General features: G+C 62.4%; 15 protein-coding genes and 1 pseudogene. 11 read left to right on the forward strand and 5 right to left on the reverse strand.

Annotated features, from left to right (window positions below; translation table 11 throughout):
• Positions 1 to 10: 10 nt before the first annotated feature.
• From aprA to AADX97_RS09620, 4 genes are all read right to left on the reverse strand, one after another.
• The gene (gene aprA, locus AADX97_RS09605; RefSeq protein WP_374232579.1) at positions 11 to 1894 is read right to left on the reverse strand and encodes an adenylyl-sulfate reductase subunit alpha; all 1884 of its coding nucleotides are present in this window, start codon (positions 1892 to 1894) and stop codon (positions 11 to 13) included.
• Positions 1894 to 2376: an adenylyl-sulfate reductase subunit beta gene (gene aprB / locus AADX97_RS09610; protein WP_374232577.1), complete on the reverse strand. Its 483-nt coding sequence runs from the start codon at positions 2374 to 2376 to the stop codon at positions 1894 to 1896. Before aprB ends, aprA begins: the two co-directional genes overlap by 1 nt.
• A gap of 39 nt (positions 2377 to 2415) precedes the next feature.
• Positions 2416 to 3279: an adenylyl-sulfate reductase gene (locus tag AADX97_RS09615; protein ID WP_374232576.1), complete on the reverse strand. Its 864-nt coding sequence runs from the start codon at positions 3277 to 3279 to the stop codon at positions 2416 to 2418.
• A gap of 939 nt (positions 3280 to 4218) precedes the next feature.
• Positions 4219 to 5016: a hypothetical protein gene (locus AADX97_RS09620; protein ID WP_374232574.1), complete on the reverse strand. Its 798-nt coding sequence runs from the start codon at positions 5014 to 5016 to the stop codon at positions 4219 to 4221.
• A 594-nt stretch (positions 5017 to 5610) separates the two neighbouring features.
• On the opposite strand from AADX97_RS09620, the gene AADX97_RS09625 reads away from it, so the two are divergent.
• The 11 genes and pseudogenes from AADX97_RS09625 to AADX97_RS09675 all read left to right on the forward strand — a co-directional run.
• Positions 5611 to 5943: a type II toxin-antitoxin system prevent-host-death family antitoxin gene (locus tag AADX97_RS09625; protein ID WP_374232573.1), complete on the forward strand. Its 333-nt coding sequence runs from the start codon at positions 5611 to 5613 to the stop codon at positions 5941 to 5943.
• A 24-nt stretch (positions 5944 to 5967) separates the two neighbouring features.
• Positions 5968 to 6198: a hypothetical protein gene (locus AADX97_RS09630; RefSeq protein WP_374232572.1), complete on the forward strand. Its 231-nt coding sequence runs from the start codon at positions 5968 to 5970 to the stop codon at positions 6196 to 6198.
• Positions 6199 to 6869: 671 nt separating this feature from the next.
• Positions 6870 to 8585: an amidohydrolase gene (locus AADX97_RS09635; protein WP_374232571.1), complete on the forward strand. Its 1716-nt coding sequence runs from the start codon at positions 6870 to 6872 to the stop codon at positions 8583 to 8585.
• 191 nt (positions 8586 to 8776) lie between these two features.
• Positions 8777 to 9109 carry a type II toxin-antitoxin system prevent-host-death family antitoxin gene (locus tag AADX97_RS09640; RefSeq protein ID WP_374232570.1) on the forward strand — a complete coding sequence of 111 codons (333 nt, stop codon included), beginning with the start codon at positions 8777 to 8779 and terminating at the stop codon, positions 9107 to 9109.
• A gap of 24 nt (positions 9110 to 9133) precedes the next feature.
• Positions 9134 to 9652: a DUF3368 domain-containing protein gene (locus tag AADX97_RS09645; RefSeq protein WP_374232569.1), complete on the forward strand. Its 519-nt coding sequence runs from the start codon at positions 9134 to 9136 to the stop codon at positions 9650 to 9652.
• A 412-nt stretch (positions 9653 to 10064) separates the two neighbouring features.
• A complete protein-coding gene (locus tag AADX97_RS09650; RefSeq protein ID WP_374232685.1) occupies positions 10065 to 11303 on the forward strand; it encodes an ATP/GTP-binding protein in 1239 nt (412 codons plus the stop codon).
• A 100-nt stretch (positions 11304 to 11403) separates the two neighbouring features.
• On the forward strand, positions 11404 to 11604 hold the full coding sequence (locus tag AADX97_RS09655; RefSeq protein WP_374232567.1) for a hypothetical protein: 201 nt from the start codon (positions 11404 to 11406) through the stop codon (positions 11602 to 11604).
• Positions 11605 to 11723: 119 nt separating this feature from the next.
• The gene (locus AADX97_RS09660; protein ID WP_374232565.1) at positions 11724 to 18269 is read left to right on the forward strand and encodes a DEAD/DEAH box helicase; all 6546 of its coding nucleotides are present in this window, start codon (positions 11724 to 11726) and stop codon (positions 18267 to 18269) included.
• Entirely contained in the window at positions 18266 to 20308 is a 2043-nt protein-coding gene (locus AADX97_RS09665) for a UvrD-helicase domain-containing protein (protein ID WP_374232563.1), read from the forward strand. The genes AADX97_RS09660 and AADX97_RS09665 overlap by 4 nt, the downstream gene beginning before the upstream one ends.
• A 79-nt stretch (positions 20309 to 20387) precedes the next feature.
• A complete protein-coding gene (locus tag AADX97_RS09670; RefSeq protein ID WP_374232562.1) occupies positions 20388 to 20546 on the forward strand; it encodes a helix-hairpin-helix domain-containing protein in 159 nt (52 codons plus the stop codon).
• An 87-nt stretch (positions 20547 to 20633) separates the two neighbouring features.
• A pseudogene (locus tag AADX97_RS09675) lies at positions 20634 to 21050 on the forward strand (ATP-dependent RecD-like DNA helicase); the annotation flags it as partial.
• Between the two features lie 113 nt (positions 21051 to 21163).
• On the opposite strand, the gene AADX97_RS09680 reads toward AADX97_RS09675, so the two are convergent.
• Entirely contained in the window at positions 21164 to 21523 is a 360-nt protein-coding gene (locus AADX97_RS09680; RefSeq protein ID WP_374232561.1) for a hypothetical protein, read from the reverse strand.
• Positions 21524 to 21567: the final 44 nt, after the last annotated feature.

Here is a 21567-nt window from a genome sequence, read left to right on the forward strand (position 1 = left end):
CAGAAGGGGCTTACGCCGCCTTCGCCTCGGGCGCGTCATCGATCAAGTGGTAACACGGCGCCTTCTCCATGGAGTACTCACCGGTCTCGGGATCGCGGCGGGACACCGTCAACACGTGCCAGTTTTCGTCGTCGACCTTCATCACGTCACCGCGATAGTAATAACCGGGCCAGCGGGTTTCTTTGCGGAACAGCGTATGATGCATAACCGCCTCGGAGGTGAGGTGACGATGCTTCAGCTCCCAGGCCCGCAGCAGCTCGTGGATATTCTCCGCCGCAAGCTTTTCAAGGTCTTCTTCGAGAAGCTTGAGCTTCTTCAGCCCGATATTCAGCAGCTTTTCGTTGGTCATGTAGCTAACGGTCACCCCGCCGCAGTACTCGTCCATCAGCTTCTGTAGGCGATCCAGGCCCTGACGCGGGTTGATGTAGTTCGGGTTGACCGAACCGCCGGTGATCTCGTTCCGATAGACCTTGTAGTGCTCCATCGGCTTGTAGATCTCTTCCTTGCGACGGTTGATCTGATCGTCGGAGACGCGGATGCCCTCGCCCTTCCCGTCGTCGATATACTTGCAGGCCGCCTTGGCCGCGAGCCGGCCTTCCGTGAAGGAACCGGACGAGAATGCGTGCGGTGTTCCGCCGACAGCGTCACCCGCACCGAACAGACCTTCCACGGTGGTCATGCGGTTGTAGCCCCAGAAGTACTCGGGTGGGGATAGGTCTTCGGGACCGGAGCACCAGGCTCCACATCCGGTGGCATGAGAACCCATCACGTAGGGTTCGGAGGTCGTCAGCTCCGGATTCTCATACTTCGGGTCGACATCCGTCGCTGCCCACAACACGGCCTGGCCAACGGTCATGCCCAAGAAGTTGTGCCAGCCGATCTCTTCGAGATGCGGATCCTGAAACGCCTCCATCGTCACCATATGGATCGGACCGCGGCCGGCGTTGACCTCGTTGATGAACGCGTGATTCCGCAGACAGGTGGGAATCGGGCGATGCGAAAGGTGCGACGCCTGGACGTCCAGATAGCGCTTACCGACCATCTCCTCCAGGGCGGGGAACCACTTGGACTCGTACTCTTCGCCCATGCCGTTCTGCGTATAGGTCTTCAGATGCAGGAAGTACGCTCCGACCGGGCCGTAGCCGTCCTTGAAGCGAGCGAGAACGATCCTGTTCTCCATCTGGGTCATCTTCGCGCCCGCACCGATCATAAGCCCGTAGGCGGAGCCCGACGACCAAGGTGCATACCAAACACGGCCGGCACCTTCGCCGACGGAGCGTGGCTTGAAGATGTTGGACGCACCGCCCGCCGCGACGACCACCGTCTTAGACTTGAAGACGTGGTAGTCACCGGTACGCACGTTGAACCCGACGGCACCGGCGACGCGGTTTTCCTTGGATTCGTCCATCAACAGATGGGTGACGCAGACACGGTTGAAGACCTTATCGGCGGACTTCTTGGCAGCCTCGGCGACGATCGGCTTGTACGACTCGCCGTGGATCATGATCTGCCAGCGCCCCTCGCGCTGATACGCGCCCGTCTTCGGGTTGCGCATCAACGGCAGGCCCCATTCCTCGAACTGGTGCACGGTCGAGTCCACGTGACGCGCCATATCGAACAGGAGGTCCTCCCGGACCATGCCCATCAGGTCGATGCGCGCGTAGCGAACATGGTCTTCCGGGTTATTCTCGCCGAACCGAGTGCCCATGTAGCAGTTAATCGCGTACAGGCCTTGGGCGACCGCGCCGGAGCGATCGATGTTCGCCTTCTCGGCAACCACGATCTTTTTGTCTTTACCCCAGTAGCGGGCCTCGAAGGCAGCGCCTGTTCCGCCCAGTCCTGCACCGCACACCAGGATGTCGATGCCGTCCTCAACGATTGTCTTGTAAGCCATTATTCGTAAACCCCTACTTTCAGTTGGAGCCCGGCCTTTTCGAGCGTGTGCAGACCACCCTCATCGAACCGGATGTACTTCGGCTCGTTGAACAGAAGCTCGCTATCGCGCATTTCCTGACTGGGAGACGGCACGTCCGCCAGTTGAGGAATGTGCTTCCCCCACGGCTTCGTCGTGATCGGCGCCAGGAGATTCATGTCCTTTTCGCCATTGCGGAAGATGATCCGCCAGGCGATGACACCTTTTTCCTCGTCGCGTTGAACCCGGACCGAGTGGCCGAGCGGGGCAAAATCCGCGTAGCCGCGGACGTCGATGGCATTGTGCGGACAGGCCTTCACGCAGGAGTAGCACTCCCAGCACATGTTGGGCTCGATGTTGTAGGCGCGGCGCACCACCGGATCGATGTGCATGATATCCGAGGGGCAGATGTCGACACATTGGCCGCAACCGTCACAGCGCGTCATGTAGACGAAGGTTGGCATATTCGTTTCCTCTTCGTGGCTTGAGCTCGCAGCTCAAAATCAATAGTTGGCCGGTACTTCGCGCTTGATGCCGAGCCCCATGTTCGGCGGATTCGCACCCATGTACTCCGGAATGTCCGGGTAGCGCGCTTTGCACTCGGCGCTGGACAGATCCGGAATCTCGGGCAGCTTGTCGCGCGAGCCGTCCGCAACCGCCACCTTTTTCTGGAACGCAGCCGCGGGTTTGAAGAACATGTGTGCAAACTTCGACCAGAGGATGGTGCTGAACAGCGTGGTGGCCGCGACGATGAAGAGAACAAACGCGATGATGCTCAGCACGGAGGTCGCGCCGGACGTCCCCTGCAGCAAGGACCAGATCAGCGCGAAGGACGCCGTCAGTAAGAGCGAGACGATAAACAGGTCGGACTGGTGCACGTTGTGCCACTCGTTACCCTCGGACCGCACATCGACGCGGATCTTGAACCAGAACCAGTAACCACCGATGCAGATCGACAGCGCGCCAAGATGCCACAATAGGGGCGTCAGACCCGCTCCCTCGCCCTCGGCAAGGGGCAGGCCAAAGATCATCAGAGCCGTCGTCACGACGAAGAAAATGAAGCCATACATCATGAACAGATGAGAGATACGACGGTCGGGATTCTTGAACTCGCTCGAGGTCAACACCTCGCCGGTCACCGTGCTCAGGGCGATGCCGAGCTTCTCTCCGCCACCGACTTCACGTTTGGCGATCTTCTTCAGCGACTGCCCCTTCTCGAAGAAGTACTTGGCACTCTTTTTATGCACGACGTCGAGCAATGTGCCGCCGATGACCAGAAGGACCATCAGAACGACGTACGCTTGCATGACGCCCGGATCTAGCGAAAGGTTCTCGGACACAATCGCGAACGGGTTACTTGCGATCATTGGAAGGTGACTCCATACAGGTGAACCTCGGGTACAACGAGGAAACGGTGACCCGATCCGCCCAAGCATCAGGTCGACTGGGGATGACGAAGGAACGGATCTCCATCCGTTCCACCGGGCTAGTGGCGCCTACTCCCTGCCTCCCGGCGACACTGAGGACTGAGTATAAGCGCTTCAGCATATGCGGCGCGACTCATACATTTTCGGCGCGCATAACTGTTACTTATGAGGCAGAGCCAAACCGCGAAAACCGCGGCAACTGCCGTTGAACCAAAGGACTTCTTTGCGTTCGCTCGCGTTCGGAGGATCGTCGCCTTCCCTCCAACAGGCCGTCGGCGAAACACCCGGTCGGCTCACCGCCGGCCTTCAAGGCGATTTCCGAGAATGGGCAGCCCCCGACTGCGCCTGACTGGAAAGCAGCCCGTCCCTTCGGTCGCAAGTCTCGAGCAAACCGTCGCGGAATGTTTCGTTGTGGTCCGGAATCCGACAACGACAACGACAACGACAACGACAACGACAACGACAACGACAACGACAACGACAACGACAACGAGGAGAGTCTTCGAGCGCGCTCTTAGTTCCTTCACTGTCGTTAGATCTTTTCCCGGAAATCACCGAAGCCGCCCGGACAATCAAACCCTGCGCGACCGCCCCGACGCATAGGCGTCCTCGGCGCAGTCGGCCGTTCCGCGTGCGACGAGATGGCCGCTTGATCCAGCCTGCTCTCGGACCTCAACTGCGCGAGCGCCTCGGGTAACCGGCGACCGCCATGTCAGCCCCGTCGCTGCAGCGCGGGTTCTGACAAGGCGATGTCGGATACGCCATCGTTTAGGATGACGATACCGGAGTGTCTTGAGCACCTTGCCAATCCGACAGAGCACCATTGAGAGAAAGTCTGTTTTCGAGAGATGGGTCAAGGTATGGCCGGAGGCGTCCCCGTCACTGGTACAGCACGCCATCCCGGCGCCCCATCGCATAGGCCGTCTCCCCAGCCGCCATCCGCAGCCGAGCTTCGATGCGGATCTTATCCATCACCTCGTTATCGGCGATTTCGGGATAAAGCGGATAGAAGCGCACGACGTCCAGCGCGTTCGCCCTTGCCGCCAACTCCATTCTCCGCCGGTCCGCCGAGCCCACCCAATGCAACATCAACAACCGGGGGGCTTGGCGATGCAAATAGCGTTGGCAAAGATCGTGATGCTCTTCGCTTTGCCAATCCTCGCGTATCAGAAAAGGCGGAAATTCCTCACTCTCGGTATACCTCCTGGTGAACCATCGCGCTCTCGGTTTGGTACCGGCGCGCTCGGCGACACACCGCTCAAAACGGTAGTTCACGGGTCCATATGATCTGCTGCGCTCTGCCTCGCTCGTTTCGATAGGCATCACAGCCGCGGGGAGTGCAGTCCAATCAGTGAGTCGTGGAAACGACGCCATCTCCGACGCATCGACACAAGAGAAAATCAAGGCGAGCGGAGAGTCGTCTTTCGGGTCAAGAAGCCAGTATTCATAACGATCGGCGGCTTCGAACGGCAGTCGGACTCCGAGCAAGAACCTCACTAAATCGAGGATGCGCGGGTCCACGTCGCCGTCTTTCGTGGAGGGATTCTCGATGATCCTTTTCAGATCGCAATGCCGGATGTGTGCCGCCCTGACGAAGCGGCCGCGCTGCGCACCGCTGCTTTCTTTGCCACGAGCATGAACGTAGATGAACTGGAACTCCCATAAATCACCATCCATCGAGAGTGCCCGAGCTTGATCGGATTCAGCGATTTGTACTTGCGCGGAGTACGGCTGCAAGAGGCGTTGAGAGTGAGCTCTAATCATCGACCCTGCATGCGAGTGAGTGGAGTTTCAGGAGGCGGAGGTCGGTCTGTGTGGCACACGCAAGACCTTAGCCGTGCTGCCGATGCGATCCCACGCCTAACGGCCTGAGGGTAGCGAAGCCCAGAGGGTCGGTCAAGACGCCGGCGAGAGGGCTTGCGGACCTCTTCAGAGGCACATGAGCGAACCTCGACGGGTCGCATGAAGATCAAACCAACCCCGTCGATGTCTGGCGCGACGGCTTCGTGGTTGCCACGCAGATTAAGGTGCGCGCTCACTACTCCTGATGTCGGTAAACCCGAGTCTCGCAAGCACTGACCGATGGACTTTACTTGGCGGACCGCTGTGATATTCGTCAAGCACGCCACCGAAGAGCCGACCACGATGCTCGCCGTAAGCCTCCACCCACGAAGGGAAAAAGAGCTTGAGCAGCTTGCCGCCGCGACTTTCAAGCAGCGCGTGACCGTTATTTTGTGCTAGGTTTAGAGGACACATGATACGAGGCACCTGATGGACAAGCTCGACGTCTTCTCGGTACGGGAACTGCGTTCCCGCTCGGGCGATCTGCTGAGGGACGCCGAGCTCGGACAGCTTGCGCTCATCACCAAACATGGCCGACCCGCGATTCTCGCCGTGCCGTTCGACCGACGGTTGCTCGACCAAGGCGTGCATCGCGCCTTGGCACTGACGCTGTTCGAGAACCGCCACCTGACGCTCGCTCAGGCCGCGAAGGTTGCGGGGCTCTCGCTGGATGGGTTCATCGATCTGCTGGGATCGCTCGGTTTGGCTGCGGTGGATTATCCGGCCGAGGAGTTGGCGGATGAGTTGGGCGCTGCCTTGTGACGGCGGCTTAATGCGCATGCTGCAATGAACAAAATCGTCGTCGCGGACGCCGGGCCACTGATCGCCCTGGCCCGGATCGAACGCCTGGCGCTGCTGTTCGCGCTCTACGGATCCGTGGTGGTTCCCGGGGCCGTGCTTGCCGAGCTGTGCGTGGGTTCCGATCGGCCCGGAGCGCGGGTCTTGTCGGCCGCGCTCGCCAACGCTTTCATCGAGCCGCGGGCGCTTCCCGGGCGCCGCGAGCTACCTATGGGCTAAGGGCTACGGGCTACCTAGGCCGGGCCGTGCATTCAAGATCATGGCCTCGATCATCGTTCCGGCCGCATCGGCAGTATCCATGTCGCCGCACGGGTTCGCCGACTTCAGTCGGCATCTGGGTTCGCCGACTTTAGTCGGCACCTGGGGAGGCGGACTTCAGTCCGCCGCGCGAGTGCGCTCGAACGACTGACGTGGCCCGTCTGCGGGTGGCCGACTAAAGTCGGCATACCCGGCTGTGCGGCCGGAGTGTCGCGTCCGGTCGGGCAACACTAAAAGCCGGGACGAACCGATGATTAAAGCCAAGACCAGCGAGGAAAAGAGGTCTAAGCCCATTAGATCACGGTTTTCCGTCATGAACAGGCTAACGCCGTGAAGCCTGCGTTTACTCCTTGACAGCAAGAATCAGTGATGTTAACTGGGTCACATACTTGGCGTCCCATACATCGGTCATCCAATAGGCGGCCCTTGGGCTGCACAAAGAGATGTCAGTGGCCGACAAAAGAGCACAAGTATCACCGCCGAAAGTCTCCCGATGGGTGCGGATTGCAAATGCTTTGTCGTTAAATCCATACCATTGCGGTCAAAACCTTATGCGCAGTTATGCGTTGACTTAGTGGGCCTCCAACTGAGAGTTGACGGCCATACAACGAGTTCCAGCCGAGGACAGTCGCATGAAAACATTCGACAGCGACGGTATCACCCGCCGGGAATTTATCGCCACCAGTGCAACCGCCAGCCTGATGTTGAGCGCATCGCCCTACCTTCAGGCCGACCCTAAGCCTCGATCAAAAACCCTGTTCATCAACGGTGCCATCTATATAGATTCGGATCACCGGGTGGACAATCTTCTCATCCGCGATGGTATTGTCGCGGGCATCAACGTCAATCCGGCTCGCCACCTTGATGCGCAACAGATCGATCTCGCCGGTGCTGCGGTCTACCCCGGTTTCAACGACAGTCACGTTCACCTCATCACCATGGCCGTAGCGGGGAGTATCCTGGTGCCGACCCCGGGCGAAGAAGACCCGCTGAGGATTGCGGAGCTCGTCGGCACCCAATGCGAAAAGCAGGAGCCGGGCACCCCGGTGATGGGTCACGGGTTCAAGCTCGAAGACTTCGGCGCCTGGAGCCTGGGGGACTTGGCGGAAATCGATGCGTTAACCGGTGATCAATGTCCTGTCATGATCGCCGATCAATTGGGACATAGCTATATCGTCAACTCGGTAGCCATGCGCATGAGCGGGCTTGGCGATGACACTTCCGATCCTCCGGGGGGAGTGATCGTCCGTGAAAACGGCAAGGCCACCGGCATGCTGCGGGAGACAGCCGGAGCCATTGTCGGCAATGCGGCTATCTTTCCCGGAGTGTCGGATGATCGAGTTAAACCCTACGCCGTAGGGTTGCTGAACCAGTGGGCTAAGATGGGCTACACATCGATTGTAGATCTCATGGGCGGGCCAATGGGACGCACCATGGAGGCAGAGTTGTGCCGTGAATTGGACCTCGAGGGCCTGCTTCCCTTGCGAATCAATTACGCCTACACCTTCTTTAGCCTTGACGACATGATGGACTTCCGCCAAACGGAGCAGAGTAGCCCAATGGTCCGCTTCGCTGGCCTGAAGCTCTTCGTGGACGGGGCAGCCGGGCAAGGCGGCGCCTGGACCAGTTGGAAGAACACGCAGGGCAACCATGGTCTGCACGCGATCTGGATCAACGACAAGCGATACGGAAAGCAATACAATATTTATCGGATCCTTGAGGAGTCCGAAAAGCATGGTCTCGACATGCATTATCATGTCGGCGGAGACCTCGCCATTAATGCCGTACTGAGCGCAATCGAAGCCGTTCAAAAAAAGAGCGGCAGATTGCGGGGTAAGCACACCCTTTATCACCTAGGGCTGATTACGGATAAGCAGATTGCGCGCATGAGTGCATTGGGTGAGAGCGTGATCGCCGGGGTTCAGCCATCCCTGCACTGGGAGTTTCAAAAGGAGGAGACCGCGTTCTACTACGGCGAGCATGCACGGGGATCCTACCCCTACCGCAAATTGCGCGATGCTGGTGTCACTTTGGCATTCTCGACGGACTATGCCTCCAACATTCCCGATCTATGCTGGCCGACGGAGATCATGCGCATCGCCCTGACCGGCGCGGGGGAGCCGGAGGCCAACCCACCCTTGACCATGCGCGATTTGATCGAAGGCTTCACTGTCGGTGGCTATGCGACGACACGCGAGACGAGGATAGGCAAACTCTATCCTGGCTATAAAGCCGATATCGTGATCTACGAGAAAGACCTGTATGAGGTGGCGCCCGAGAATCTGTCGAAGGATTACCCCAGAGTACTCGCCACCTGGGTTGGAGGTCGGCAGGTTGTGACAATCTAGCCGATGCCGACCTCGCGGCCTCGATCATCCCAGATCGTCACGCGACCAGCCGCGGGATGTCGACGCGCTCTGCGGCCAAGAGCAAACAAGGAGATTTCCGGAGAATCTCGCACCAGGTTGAACGGGACGACACCCTGCTCTGGACTGTTTTTTGTGCTACTTTTCGTGGGCACAGTCATGCGAGGCACCTCATGGAAACGCTCGATGTCTTCTCGGTTCGGGATCTGCGTACCCGCTCGGGCGATCTGCTGAGGGACGCCGAGCTCGGACAGCTTGCGCTCATCACCAAACATGGCCGACCCGCGATTCTCGCCGTGCCGTTCGACCGACGGCTGCTCGACCAAGGCGTGCATCGCGCCTTGGCACTGACGCTGTTCGAGAACCGCCACCTGACGCTCGCTCAGGCCGCGAAGGTTGCGGGGCTCTCGCTGGATGGGTTCATCGATCTGCTGGGATCGCTCGGTTTGGCTGCGGTGGATTATCCGGCCGAAGAGTTGGCGGATGCGTTGGGCGCCGCCTTGTGACGGCGGATTGATGTCCATTCTGCAATGAACAGGATCGTCGTCGCGGACGCCGGGCCACTGATCGCCCTGGCCCGGATCGAACGCCTGGCGCTGCTGTTCGCGCTCTACGGATCCGTGGTGGTTCCCGGGGCCGTGCTTGCCGAGCTGTGCGTGGGTTCCGATCGGCCCGGAGCGCGGGTCTTGTCGGCCGCGCTCGCCGACGCTTTCATCGAGCCGCGGGCGCTTCCCGGGGGCTGCGAGGCGGACATGGCCGGTCTCGGTCGATTACTCGACGCCGGGGAATCAGCGGCCATTCTGTTGGCGCAGGAAACGCAATGTCGCTTCCTCCTGATCGATGAGCGCCGCGGACGACAGATTGCCCGGCGTCGCGGAATCCCCGTCGTGGGACTTGCCGGCGTGCTGCTGGCCGCCAAGCAGCGGGGCCTGCTGGAGTCTGTCGAGTCGGTGTCGGCAGCGCTGTCGCGACAGGGCTATCGGCTCTCGGATGCGCTGCTCGAAGAGGTCTTGCGCTTGGCCGGGGAGACGGGGCGAGAGGGCGAATGACTCGCTTTTCATGAAGCGAGATGTTCGCTTTCGAGTGAGCTCGATGCTTGGTGCATCCACGGGCCTTCGTGCGGACGCGGTTTAAAATGATATATTTTTTATTATCTTAAACAGCGCCGACTCCAACGGTCGTCATGGAAAATAGGGGACGTACCACGGAATCGCTATCGGCGACCTTTCTGCGGGGTCAGCGTTTCCTAAAATCCCCGCCAGACGCGATGACCACAGGCGCAGTGTCCCAAGCTGCTGAGTTCTGATAAAGTCGACCGTTAGCATCTTTACGCTGCATTTTGCGCGATTTTTCCTGCGCTAACTGTCGTAAAATCGCCTTTCGGGCTAGACTTAAGCCGCCATGCTCATCGAATTTCGTGTCGAGAACCACCGCTCCATTCGGGACGAGCAGGCGTTGACCATGCGCGCGGGCAGGCAAGACGATTCCGCCGATCCGCGCCCCCGCCGCATCCAAGGCTGCTCCGATCCACTGCTGCCGGCGGCTGCACTCTACGGTGCAAACGCCAGCGGGAAGAGCAACGTCCTTTCCGCCTTGGGATTTATGCGCAATGCGGTTCTTCAGTCCCATCGAGCTTGGCCGCCGGACGGAGGCGTTCCGAGAGATCCCTTTGCATGGGGTGAAAAGGCCACAGAGTCTTCGCTCTTCGAGGTTTCGCTCGTGGTGTCGGGCATCCGGTACCAGTATGGGTTTGTTGCGGACGACGAGCAGTTTCTAGAGGAGTGGCTATTCGCCTGGCCTGGAAAGCGAAAGCAGGTCTGGTTCGTGCGCGAGCTGGGTCAATACAAGTTCAGCCAGCACCTGCATGGGGAGAATCGTCTGATCGAGCAGATGACGCGACCCAACGCGCTCTTTTTATCAGCTGCTGTTCAGCTTCGCCATGAACAGCTCGCATCCCTTTACAGCTGGTTCCGAAATCTCAACGCGGTCAATGTGCCCGGTCGCCGGCCTTCCGCTCTACGCTTCGCCGGAAATCCGCTACTCACACGGGGGATAGAAGCCTGGCTCGGACAGAATCCGCAGCAATCTCTTTTCGAAGAAGACGAGGCGCAAAGCCAAAGCATTGAGCTTTTTCGCGACCTGCTGCGCGCAGCGGATGTGGATATCTTGGACATCAAATTGGAGAGAGATCCCGGCGCGCCCACAGCCCCCGGTGATCCCCCGTGGGGTCCGCGTCGTGGGCGGATAATGGTGCGTCACAGCAGCAGCGTTGAAGACGCTTGGCTGCCGCTGGAAGAGGAGTCACAGGGAACAGTCACCCTCTTTCGCGTGGGTCCGGTCATTCTCGACGCGCTTCGACTCGGTACCGTCGTCATGATCGACGAGCTCGAGGCCAGCCTCCATCCGCTGCTGGCCATTCAAATCCTGCGGCAGTTCAACGATCCGGAGCGGAACCCGCGAAACGCTCAGATCCTATTCACGACTCACGATACCAGTCTGCTCGGAACCATCGCGGGAGATCCGTCGATGCGTCGCGACCAGATTTGGCTGACGGAAAAGGACCCGCAAGGCGCGACCTGTTTGTACCCTTTAACCGACTTTCGACCCAGAAAGGGCGAAAACATCGAGCGCGGCTATTTACAGGGACGCTACGGCGCGATTCCGTTTCTCGGCGACCTTCCAAAGGTTGGGGGACAATAAGCCGGTGGGCGGCGGTCGTCATAAGCGGGAACGCCGACCTGCTCGTGGGACTGCCCGAAGGAACCCAAGGCGGCGTTTGCTGCTTGTCTGCGAGGGGCAGGTGTCGGAGCCCGAGTATTTCAAGCAGCAGTACATCGCCGCCTACGACAAGCACCTCGATTTCATGCACTTGTCCACCGGCATTGCGGATGCCGCTCGGCGCGCACGACGTCTCGACGACGAGGCTAAGGAAGAGGGAGAGCCTGGCCGCAATCCATCGACGGGCGTTTATCGACTGACCGAGTCAATAGAACGGATGTGAACGCGAGCTTCCCACGGACGGCCCTGAGGCAGTGCTTGCCCCATTCTTTGTCGTGATACGCTTCGTGGGCAAAATGACAAAGCAAATGCTCTCGCATCGAGCGCAACAGGGCTCCGGTTATGCTTCCATCGCTGGTCGTCGACGAGGTTCGACGCGGTGTCGCCGAGACGCTGCGCGCCCAGTTCGAGCCCTCCACGGCACTGTTCAAGGACGCCGTCCGCCGCCTGATCGACGAGCCCACCTGGGTCAAAGGCCCCTACATCCAACTGGGCATGCCCTTTGTCCCCGGCACTGCCGGTAAAGACTTCTTCAAGGACTTCCGAACCGAGCACCCGGCCCATCTCCATCAGGAGCTGGCCTGGCAGCGCTGTGCGGTGGCGGGCAAATCCACCCTGGTTGCGACCGGGACCGGCTCGGGCAAGACCGAGTGTTTCCTCTACCCGGTGCTGGATCATGTCGCACGGGCTCGGCAGATGCCGGATCAGCCCCGCGGCATCAAGGCCATCATCATTTATCCAATGAACGCACTGGCCGACGACCAAGCCGGACGCATCGCCGAGCTGGTGCACGGAACCCCGGCATTCGCCGGCATCCGCGTCGGACTGTTCGTCGGATCTGGTAAGACGCGTTATCGGCCCGCCAAGGCCGGGCAGAATCCGGAGCCGGATCATCCCGCAATGGGGCCTGACCACGTCATCACGGACAAGGACGTGCTGCGGGACAACCCGCCGGACATCCTGCTCACCAACTACAAGATGCTCGACTTCCTGCTGATCCGCCCGCGGGATCAGCCCCTGTGGCGATTCAATGCCCCCGAGACACTGCGCTACCTGATCGTCGACGAGCTGCACACCTTCGACGGCGCCCAGGGCACGGATCTGGCCATGCTCATTCGCCGTCTGCGCCAGCGCCTGAAGTGCGACGACTGCAGGCTGATCTGCATCGGCACCTCGGCGACGCTGGGCGATGCCGGACCGGGCGATGCGGGCCAGGGCGATGCCGGCGGCACCCGGCCGTTGCGCGACTATGCGGGCCAGATCTTCGCCACCGAGTTCGATGCGGATGCGGTGATCACCGAGCGCCGCCAAGGCTTCGATGCCTTCATCGGCGACCGGGTGGTGGAGTCCCTGCTGGCCGATGATGCCGGCGTACTGCGGGCCATTTCTGCGCGTGATTTTGCCGGCCAGCCGGAGGCGGTCGCGACCTTTTTGCCGGCCTTTTTCAATGATCCCGGTCTGCTTGCGGTGCTGATGGCCGGGATCGAAACCGCCGAGGGGCGGGTACGGCTCGGCGAGGAGCTCAAAAAGCACCTGCTGTTCCAGACCCTGTTGCGGATCGCCACCCAGGCGCCGGTCAGCGTCCACGAGATCGCCGACAGGATGACGCGCACCCTGAGTGCCGGGCTGCGTCCGCACGCCGACGGGATCATCATCGCGCTGCTGACCCTGGTCGCCTGGGCACGCGCACCCTATGCGGGGCAATCGGTCACAGCCGACACGCCTACGGGGCAGCTCAGTCACCTGGTCACCCTGCGCGTGCAGATCTGGGTCCAGGAGCTGCGTCGGGTACTGGCCACGGTGAGCGCGAAACCGGAGGAGATCGAGCTGGCCTCCGAGGCCAGCGTCCTGAGCCGGCGCGAGCAGTTGCGGCTGCCGGTGGTGCAATGCAGCAACTGCCGGGCGACCGGCTGGCTGACGCTCAAAGCGCCGCAGGAGAGCCGGGTCGAGCAGAGTCCAGACAAGATCTATGCGGCCTTCTTCGCGCGCAATCGGGATCCCTTCCTGGCGCGCATCTATCCGCGTGCCGATATGGCGGGCGGCCAGCGGATCGCCATGACACCGGTGTTGGCGCACACCCTCTGCGGCCAATGCGGCGCCCTTGGGCATGATCAGGTGACCCAGTGCCCGCACTGCCGCGGCGAGGACATCCTGCCGGTGTTTCGGGTCTCGGCCACGCGCGCGAAGCGCCTGAAGGACAAGGACGGGGGGCAAGCCGGGCGCGAGGTGACGGTCCACGACGACATCTGCCCGGTGTGCGGCGAACGCGACCGTCTGCTGATCATCGGCGCCCAGACCACGAGCATCGCGGCGCATGCCGTCGAGCGGCTGTGGGCGGCACCGTTGAATCATCAGAAAAAGCTGATCCTGTTTTCGGATTCGGTGCAGGACGCCGCCCACCGGGCGGGCTATATCGAGTCCAAGACCGAGGGCCATCTGATGCGCGCCGGTCTGGCCAAGGCGTTGGCCACTCTGCCGCCGACGCTGCCCTGGGATCAGGCCCTGGAACGGCTGGGACGCTCCTATCTGGATTCCGCCAGCCCGCTGGCCATGACACCGCGCGACTTCGTGGCCCGCTTCATCCCGCCGGCGATGGAATGGCTGCGGGACTGGAAGCATCTGCTCTTGCATCACGATCTCCCGCAGGGTGCCTCGCTGCCGGACCTGCTGTGCCGGCGTCTGCAGTGGCGCGCCGTCGAGGAGCTGACCTATCGCTCCGATCGGGGGCGTACCCTGAGCAAGGTCGGCGTGGCGGTCTTGTTTCCGGATCTCGACGCACTCCGGACCGTGAACACGCGGCTTCTGCCGGTTCTGCGCGAGGCCGGCGGCGGCTTGGAGCATCTCGACGAGGAGTGCCTTTTCCACTGGGTCCTCGGCACCCTGCTGGCGCTGATCCGTGCCGGCGGTGTCTTTCATCTGGACCTGGAGAAACTGGCCGAAACCGGGGACTTCGGTGCCTTTGAATTCGCCCCCCACCGCAAGCGCTGGATGCCCCATCGCGGCAAGTCATCCCCGCCGCGGTTTGTCACGCGCGAGGCCGGACGACACGACTTTCTGAATCTCGAAGAACGCGCCGGTAACCCCTTGCTCACCTGGGCGCAACTGGCCCTGGGGATCAACCTCTATTCCCCCGGCATCCTGACCCTGGCTTACGAGGAATTGCTCAAGGCATTGGAGCAGTCCGGTCTCGGGCGCTTCGTGCAGATGGATCATCGCGGCGAGCAGGCGCGGGTGTTTGGTTTAAATGCCGATCGGCTGAACCTCCATCAGCAGTTGCGCCGCCTGGTCACGCCGTCGGCGGCGCAGGCCCTGTGGGTGCCCGAGGAGGCCGCCGATGCGCTGGACGGTCTGCCGGCCTGGAACAGCCCGGGCGAACGCTTGCGGCCTGATCCGGTAGCCGCGCCCGACTGGTGGCAGAGCCGATTCAAGGGCGGCGACCTGACGCGGGTGATCGCGCACGAGCACACCGGTCTGTTGGAGCGCGACGAACGGCTCGCCTTGCAGACCCGCTTCATGGCCAAGCCAGAGGAGACCCAGCCCTGGTTCGAGAACCTGCTCTCGGCCACACCCACGCTGGAGATGGGCATCGATATCGGCGCCCTGGCCAGTGTGATGCTGGGCGGGGTGCCGCCGAACCAGGCCAATTTCATCCAGCGCATCGGTCGCGCCGGTCGGCTGGACGGCAACGCGGCGGTCTTCGCCATCGCCGATGCCTCCCCGGATGGGCACGACCAGTATTATTTCGCCAACCCGCTGGAGATGCTGCACGGCGCGGTGGAGGCGCCGGCCATCTATCTGGGCGCCGCCGAGGTGTTGCGCCGGCAGCTCTATGCCTTCTTCTTCGATCACTGGGTGGCGGAGGGCACGCCGGCGCTGCCGGATAAGCTCAGCGAGGCATTGGATCAGGTCGCCAGCGGCGACGGCGACATCAGACGTTTTCCATTCAATTATCTGGACTTCGTCAACCGCCACGAACCGATCCTGTTCGACGCCTTCTGTCGGATGCTGGGCAGTCACCTGACCCCCGAGACGCGGGAGAAGCTCGAAGGCTTTATCTCCGGCAGCGAGCAGCACAAGAACCTGCGTGCGCGGTTTCTCGCCTTTTTCGAGGAGGCGCACGCCGAGCGCGAATCCTGGAAAGCCCGTCGCAAGAAGATCAATCAGGAGCTGGGCCGACTCAAGAAGCGCCCCGAGGACGAGCAGACCCTGGCCGAGATCGCGCTTCTGGAGACGGAGCGCGCCGGTCTGGGCCAGCGCATCCAGCAGATGAACAACGAGCATCTGCTGGAGGCCATGACCAACGCCGGTCTCTTGCCGAACTATGCCTTTCCGGAGGAAGGGGTGTCGCTCACCACCATCGTGCACGGCGCCAAGTCGGCCACCGGCGAGCCCTATGCCACGCCGGTGCATCGCTACAGCCGCCCGGCCCACGCCGCGCTCGCGGAGTTCGCCCCGCTCAATACCTTCTTCGCACACAAGAGCAAGGTGCAGATCGACCAGGTGGACATGAGTGTCGAACCGCCGCTGGCGCATCGCTTTTGCCCGAGCTGTCACGTCCTGAGTCCGCTCACCGACCCGGCCGCGCACCAGGACCGCTGTCCGCACTGCGGCAATACCGGCTGGGCGGACACCAGCCAGGTCCGCCCGCTGCTGCGTCTGCGGCGCGCCGTGGCCAATATCGATCGTGCCGACCGGACGCGCATCACCGAATCGGACGAGGCCCGCAACCCCCGCTATTACGCCCGGCGACTGCTGATGAATTTCGACGCCGGCGATGTGCGCAATGCCTGGCGTCTGGAGTCGAGTCAGGCGATCTACGGCTTCGAGTTCATCGCCAGGGCGGTCTTTCACGATCTGAATCTGGGCCAGCCATCGGTGGCCAACCCGGCCCTGCCCTCCACCATCATTGCCGGAGACGACAGCACCAAGTCCGGATTCGCCTTGTGTGGCGAGTGTGGCAAGGTGCAACGTGCCGTTCGCGCGGGGCAAGACGACACCCGCGAGCAGGCCCATACCCCGGATTGCCGGCATCGCCATGCGACCGGCAGCGAGCATCTGCTGAGCGAGCTCTTCCTGTATCGGCAGTTCGAGTCCGAGTGTCTGCGTATCCTGGTGCCCAGGGGCTTTGGCTCCGGGGATCGCACGACCTATTCCTTCATGTCGGCGCTGCAGTTGGGGCTGCGCAAACGCTTCGGCGGCAAGGTCGACCACCTGCGCTTCGAGACCATGGCCGAGCCCGGGAGTGGGCCGGGGAGCGAGCCAGCCGCCGACGCGAGCAGCGGCAAAAGCTACATCCTCATCTATGATTCGGTGCCGGGCGGTACCGGCTATTTGCAGCAGATGCTGGCCGGGGAGGCGAACACCCTGACCGAGGTGCTCGCGGTCGCCCATGCCGTTATCCGTGATTGCGGCTGTCGGGATAAGGACGGGGTGGATGGCTGCTACCAATGCGTCTTCCAGTATCGCCAGGGCCGACACCGCAAGAACATCTCACGCAGCGCCGCACTGGAGATGCTCGACGAGCTCGTCCAGGGTGATTTCAAGCGCACGCAGGTGCCCTGTCTGTCCGAAATCAACATCAATCCCGCGTTCGGGTCGGAACTGGAACGGCGTTTCCTGCCCGCGATCAAGGCGCTGAGCGGGCACCTGGATTCCGACAACAGCCGCTTCCCCGTCGTCCAGGTGACGCAGGACATCAAGGCGGGCAAAACGGCCTATCTGCTGACGCTGGGTGCCAACACCTACTGGGTTGATACCCAATGGCCCATCGAGGACCCGGCCTCGGGTCACGTGCTCTGCCAGCCCGATTTCCTGATCACGCCGACCAAGACCGCAAGCCCGATGCGACCGATCGCCGTGTTCGTGGATGGCTGGGAGTTCCATCAGATGACGCTGTCCGAGGACGCGCGCAAGCGCGCGACCCTGATGCTGCGCGGCGATTATCGGGTCTGGTCGGTGACCTACGAGGATATCGAGGCGGCGCATGCACTGAAGACCGGCACGGATCTGCCCGGCCCGCTGGATGTGCTGGAGACCGACACGGGGCGCGCCATCCCGCTGGATCGGCTGCCGCCGTTTTCGCCGAAGGAACTGGCGTCCAATGCCATTGCACTCCTGTTGCGGTTGCTGGGACAGGCGGATTCGACAGAGCGGGATCCGCTGGATCAGTTGCGGGAGACGGGTCGATACCTGCTGATCAAATCGACAAGACGGCCGCATGAGATCGACGCCTTGGTCAAGGCTCGCCACGACGCGGTGCTCCGCGCGTTGCCGGACTGGCTCGGAACGGAGGCGCGCGCCGTGCATCTGCACAGCCCGGGTAAGATGCCCCTGCAGTGGGTGGGGAGCGCGGAACCCAAATTCATGACCGGCAAGGATGATTCGGCCTACCCGCAGGCCGGCGCTCTGGTGCTGGACGATGCGGCGGGGAGCGCAGACTTCAAATTCGGACGCCGGCATTGGCGGCAGTGGCTGCGCCTCGCCAATCTCCTGCAGGCCGTTCCCGGCGTGGCACTGCTGACGCAAAGCCTGCTCGACGCCGGGGCGACGCTGTCGGTGTTGGCGCCGTCGGCCGTTCGCCCGGCAAGGGTCGGCGCGGACTGGAACCGGATTCTCGATGAGAACGAATTCCTGGACCGCTTGAGGACAGGCTTTCTGTCTCTGGCCAACAGCGGCCGACCGGCGCCCGAGCAGATCGGCGCGGAGATCGAGGATGATGGCGGCTATCGCATGGCCGAAGCGCTGTGGGAGCAGGCGCGGGTCGTCTTTCTGAGTGCCGGGCAGACGGATTTCAGCCCGGCGTGGCAGGCCGCCGGTTTTCGGGTGATCGAAGAAGGCGATGACTGGTGGCTTGCCGTCGAAGCGGCGCTGACAGGACAAGGATCATGATCGAAGACGTCAAAATCATCGTCAGCAATGATGTGATCAAGCGCATGACCGCGCTGCCGGCCGCGGTGCAGACCAAGGCGCTGGAGTTCATGCTCAAGTTTCAGACCGATCCGCGCAGCCCCGGCATCCACTACGAGACCATCCAGGGGGCCAAGGACAAGAACTTCCGCTCGGTTCGGGTCGATCAGAACTATCGCGGCATCATCTTTCGGGCACCCAAGGACAACGTCTTCATCTGGTTGCACATCGATCAACACGATGACGCCTACGCCTGGGCGACCCGCAGAACCATGAGCGTGAACCCGGTCAATGGTGCGCTGACACTGACCAATGTCGGTTTCGTCGAGAGCACCCTGCAACGCTCGGTGGCGCCTCAAGCATCCCAGCCGGAGCCCTGCTATGGGGCCTGTTCCGACCGCGATCTGATGGCCTTGGGCGTGCCCGAGGCGATGCTCCCGGCGGTGCGGACGATCCGCTCCGAGGGAGATCTGGATGCGATGCAGGATGAATTGCCCGTCGAGGCTTACGAAGGGCTGTTTCTGTTGCTGGCCGGTGATGCGCTGTCCGGCATCCTGGCGTCGCGGGAGACGCGCGTCGATCGACAGATCGATACCGAGGATTTCGCCACGGCGGCGGAGCGCGACGAGAGCCGCTCCCGGTTCTATGTCGTCGAGGGGGAGAACGATCTCCAGGAGATCCTCTCCGCTCCCCTGGAACAATGGCGCGTCTTCCTGCACCCGACCCAGCGCCGGCTGGCGAGCCGCAGCCTGAACGGACCGAGCCGCATCCTCGGCGGCGCGGGGACGGGTAAGACGGTCCTGGCGATGCATCGGGCCAAACATCTCGCCTCCGGCATGGTTCTGACCGAACGCAAGCTGCTCTTCACCACCTTCACGACCAACCTGGCGCTCGACATCGAGGACGGACTCAGGTCGATCTGCAGCCCGGAGCAATTGAAACGGATCGAGGTGATCAACCTCGATGCACTGGTCTTTCGGTTGCTCAAGGCCCAGCGCTACGAGCATGAGATCGCCTTCGACTACGAGGCCAAATGCGCGCCGATCTGGGATGCGGTGATGGTGGATTTCGACAGCGCGCTGGGCGTGTCGCGCGAGCTCGTCAGGGAGGAGTTCGAGCAGGTGGTGCTCGCCCAGGGGCTGGAGACGCGCGACGCCTACCGCGAGGCGCCAAGACGCGGCAGAGGCGTCATCCTGTCGCGCAAGAAGCGCGATGCACTCTGGGAGCTGTTCGAGAACTATCGCCTCCAGTTGAGCGCCAAGGGTCTGAAGGAGCCGGACGATGCCTATCGCGACGCCTGCGCGATCCTGGCCAAGGAAGCCGAGCCCCGCTATGCGCATGCGGTCGTCGACGAAACCCAGGACTTCGGTCCGCAGGCGCTGCGGCTGATCCGCGCCCTGGTCGCCCCTGGCCCGAACGATCTGATGTTCGTCGGCGACGGGCACCAGCGGATCTACGCCAAGAACAAGGCCAGCATGAGCAGTTGCGGCATCGATATCCGCGGCCGCGCACGGAAACTCTACCTGAACTACCGCACGACCGAGGAGATCCGTCGCGAGGCGGTATCGCTGTTGGAGGGCATCGAGATCGATGACCTGGATGGCGGCAGCGACGAGATCACGCGCTACAAGTCGCTGATGCACGGCCCGGCGCCGGAACGGATCCAGGGTGCGTCCATGGAAGCCATCCGAGACGGCGTGCTGGAGTTCATCCAGCAGTGCCTGCAGGAGAACGCCGACAACACCATCGGCGTCATGGCCCCGACCATCAAGCTGCGTGATCAGTTGGCCAAGCAGATTCGCGAGTCCGGATTGAAGGTGGCGACGGTCAATCACCGCGAGCGTTTGAGCCGCAAGGATGCCCGGATCTTCGCGATGACCCTGCACCGGGCCAAGGGCCTGGAGTTCGATGCCGTGGCGATCGTGGTCAATCGCGAGCTGGACGAAAACCTGCGAAAGCTGGTCTATGTCGGAATGACGCGCGCCAAAAGGATGGCACGGATGTATTCCGGGCTCACCTGAGTTTTTCTCGTCGCAGTCGGGACACCTGACCGCCCATTCTTCGACCCCCGCCCCAACCGAGCCGCTCAGCGGTGCCGTCATGGTGTTTCTGCAGTCCCACCGGGTCGGCACGGCGCGCGCGGTGCGCATCTACAAGACCTACGGGGACGCCGCGGTCGAGAAGGTCCGCGAGAATCCTTACCGGCTGGCGCTCGATATTTGGGGCATCGGCTTCAGGACCGCGGATGCGATCGCCTAGCGCCCTGCCCTCTTCCTCGCGCCCCTGCAGCGCGCCGAGCGCGGAGTGGCCGGCCATCTGCGCCGGCTCGCGCAGGATCCGCCCCCCCCCGCGCGCATCGAGCGCTTCGGCTGGACCTACGCCCGGGGCGACAAGGTTATCCAGCTGGTGAACGACTACGACAAGGAGGTCTTCAACGGCGACATCGGACGGATCCGCACGATCGATCTGGAAGAAGGAATCCTGACCATCGACTTCGAGGGGCGCCCCGTCGCCTACGAGACCGGCGATCTCGACGCCCTCGCATTCGCCTACGCCACCAGCGCCCACAAGGCCCAGGGATCGGAGTACCCGGCGGTGGTCATCCCGCTGGCGATCCAGCATTACACCTTGCTGCAGCGCAACCTGCTCTACACCGCGGTGACCCGCGGCAAGCGACTGGTGGTGCTGATCGCCCAGCCCAAGGCGCTCGCCATGGCGGTGAAGCAGACCGGGGCCGGGCGGTTGACACCGCCCCCGTCCTGACCGAGATCACCTTCGAGCGTCCGGCGGCGAGCGGCCGCCCGGCGCGCCCGGTGACCCAGCAGCTCGAGGCCGTGCGGGTGACGCTCAAGGCCCCGGCGCGCCCCGACCGGACCTTACCCGAGGTGAGCGTCACCGCACTGCTCGCCGAGGAGATCAACCCACCGCCGGGGGAGGCGCCGCTGCAAGCGAGCATCGAAGCTCTCGCCCGACCGGGAGGCAGTCGCGCTCGCGGCCGCACCCAAGCCGGACGAAAAGCGGGAGCTGGCCTGCTGCATGGCCTGCTCGCCGGAGCGCACGCTGCGATGCACCGCCCCGGAGTAGAGGTCATCCACACTCACCCGCGCGCTCGGGCCCAACATGCCCAGATCGATCACCAGCGCAATCAGCATCTGCTGATACTGGGGTGCACGCGCCTGCACGGGGCCTTGGCAGGTGAGCAGCCTGACACACCCTTTGTTGTCGCTACGATACATCCGGTGCGGATCGATTTCGACCTGGGTAAGCTACGCAGAACCCT

This window comes from Thiocapsa sp. C2-2m, from assembly GCF_041903745.1.
GTDB classification, from domain to species: domain Bacteria; phylum Pseudomonadota; class Gammaproteobacteria; order Chromatiales; family Chromatiaceae; genus Thiocapsa; species Thiocapsa roseilacustris.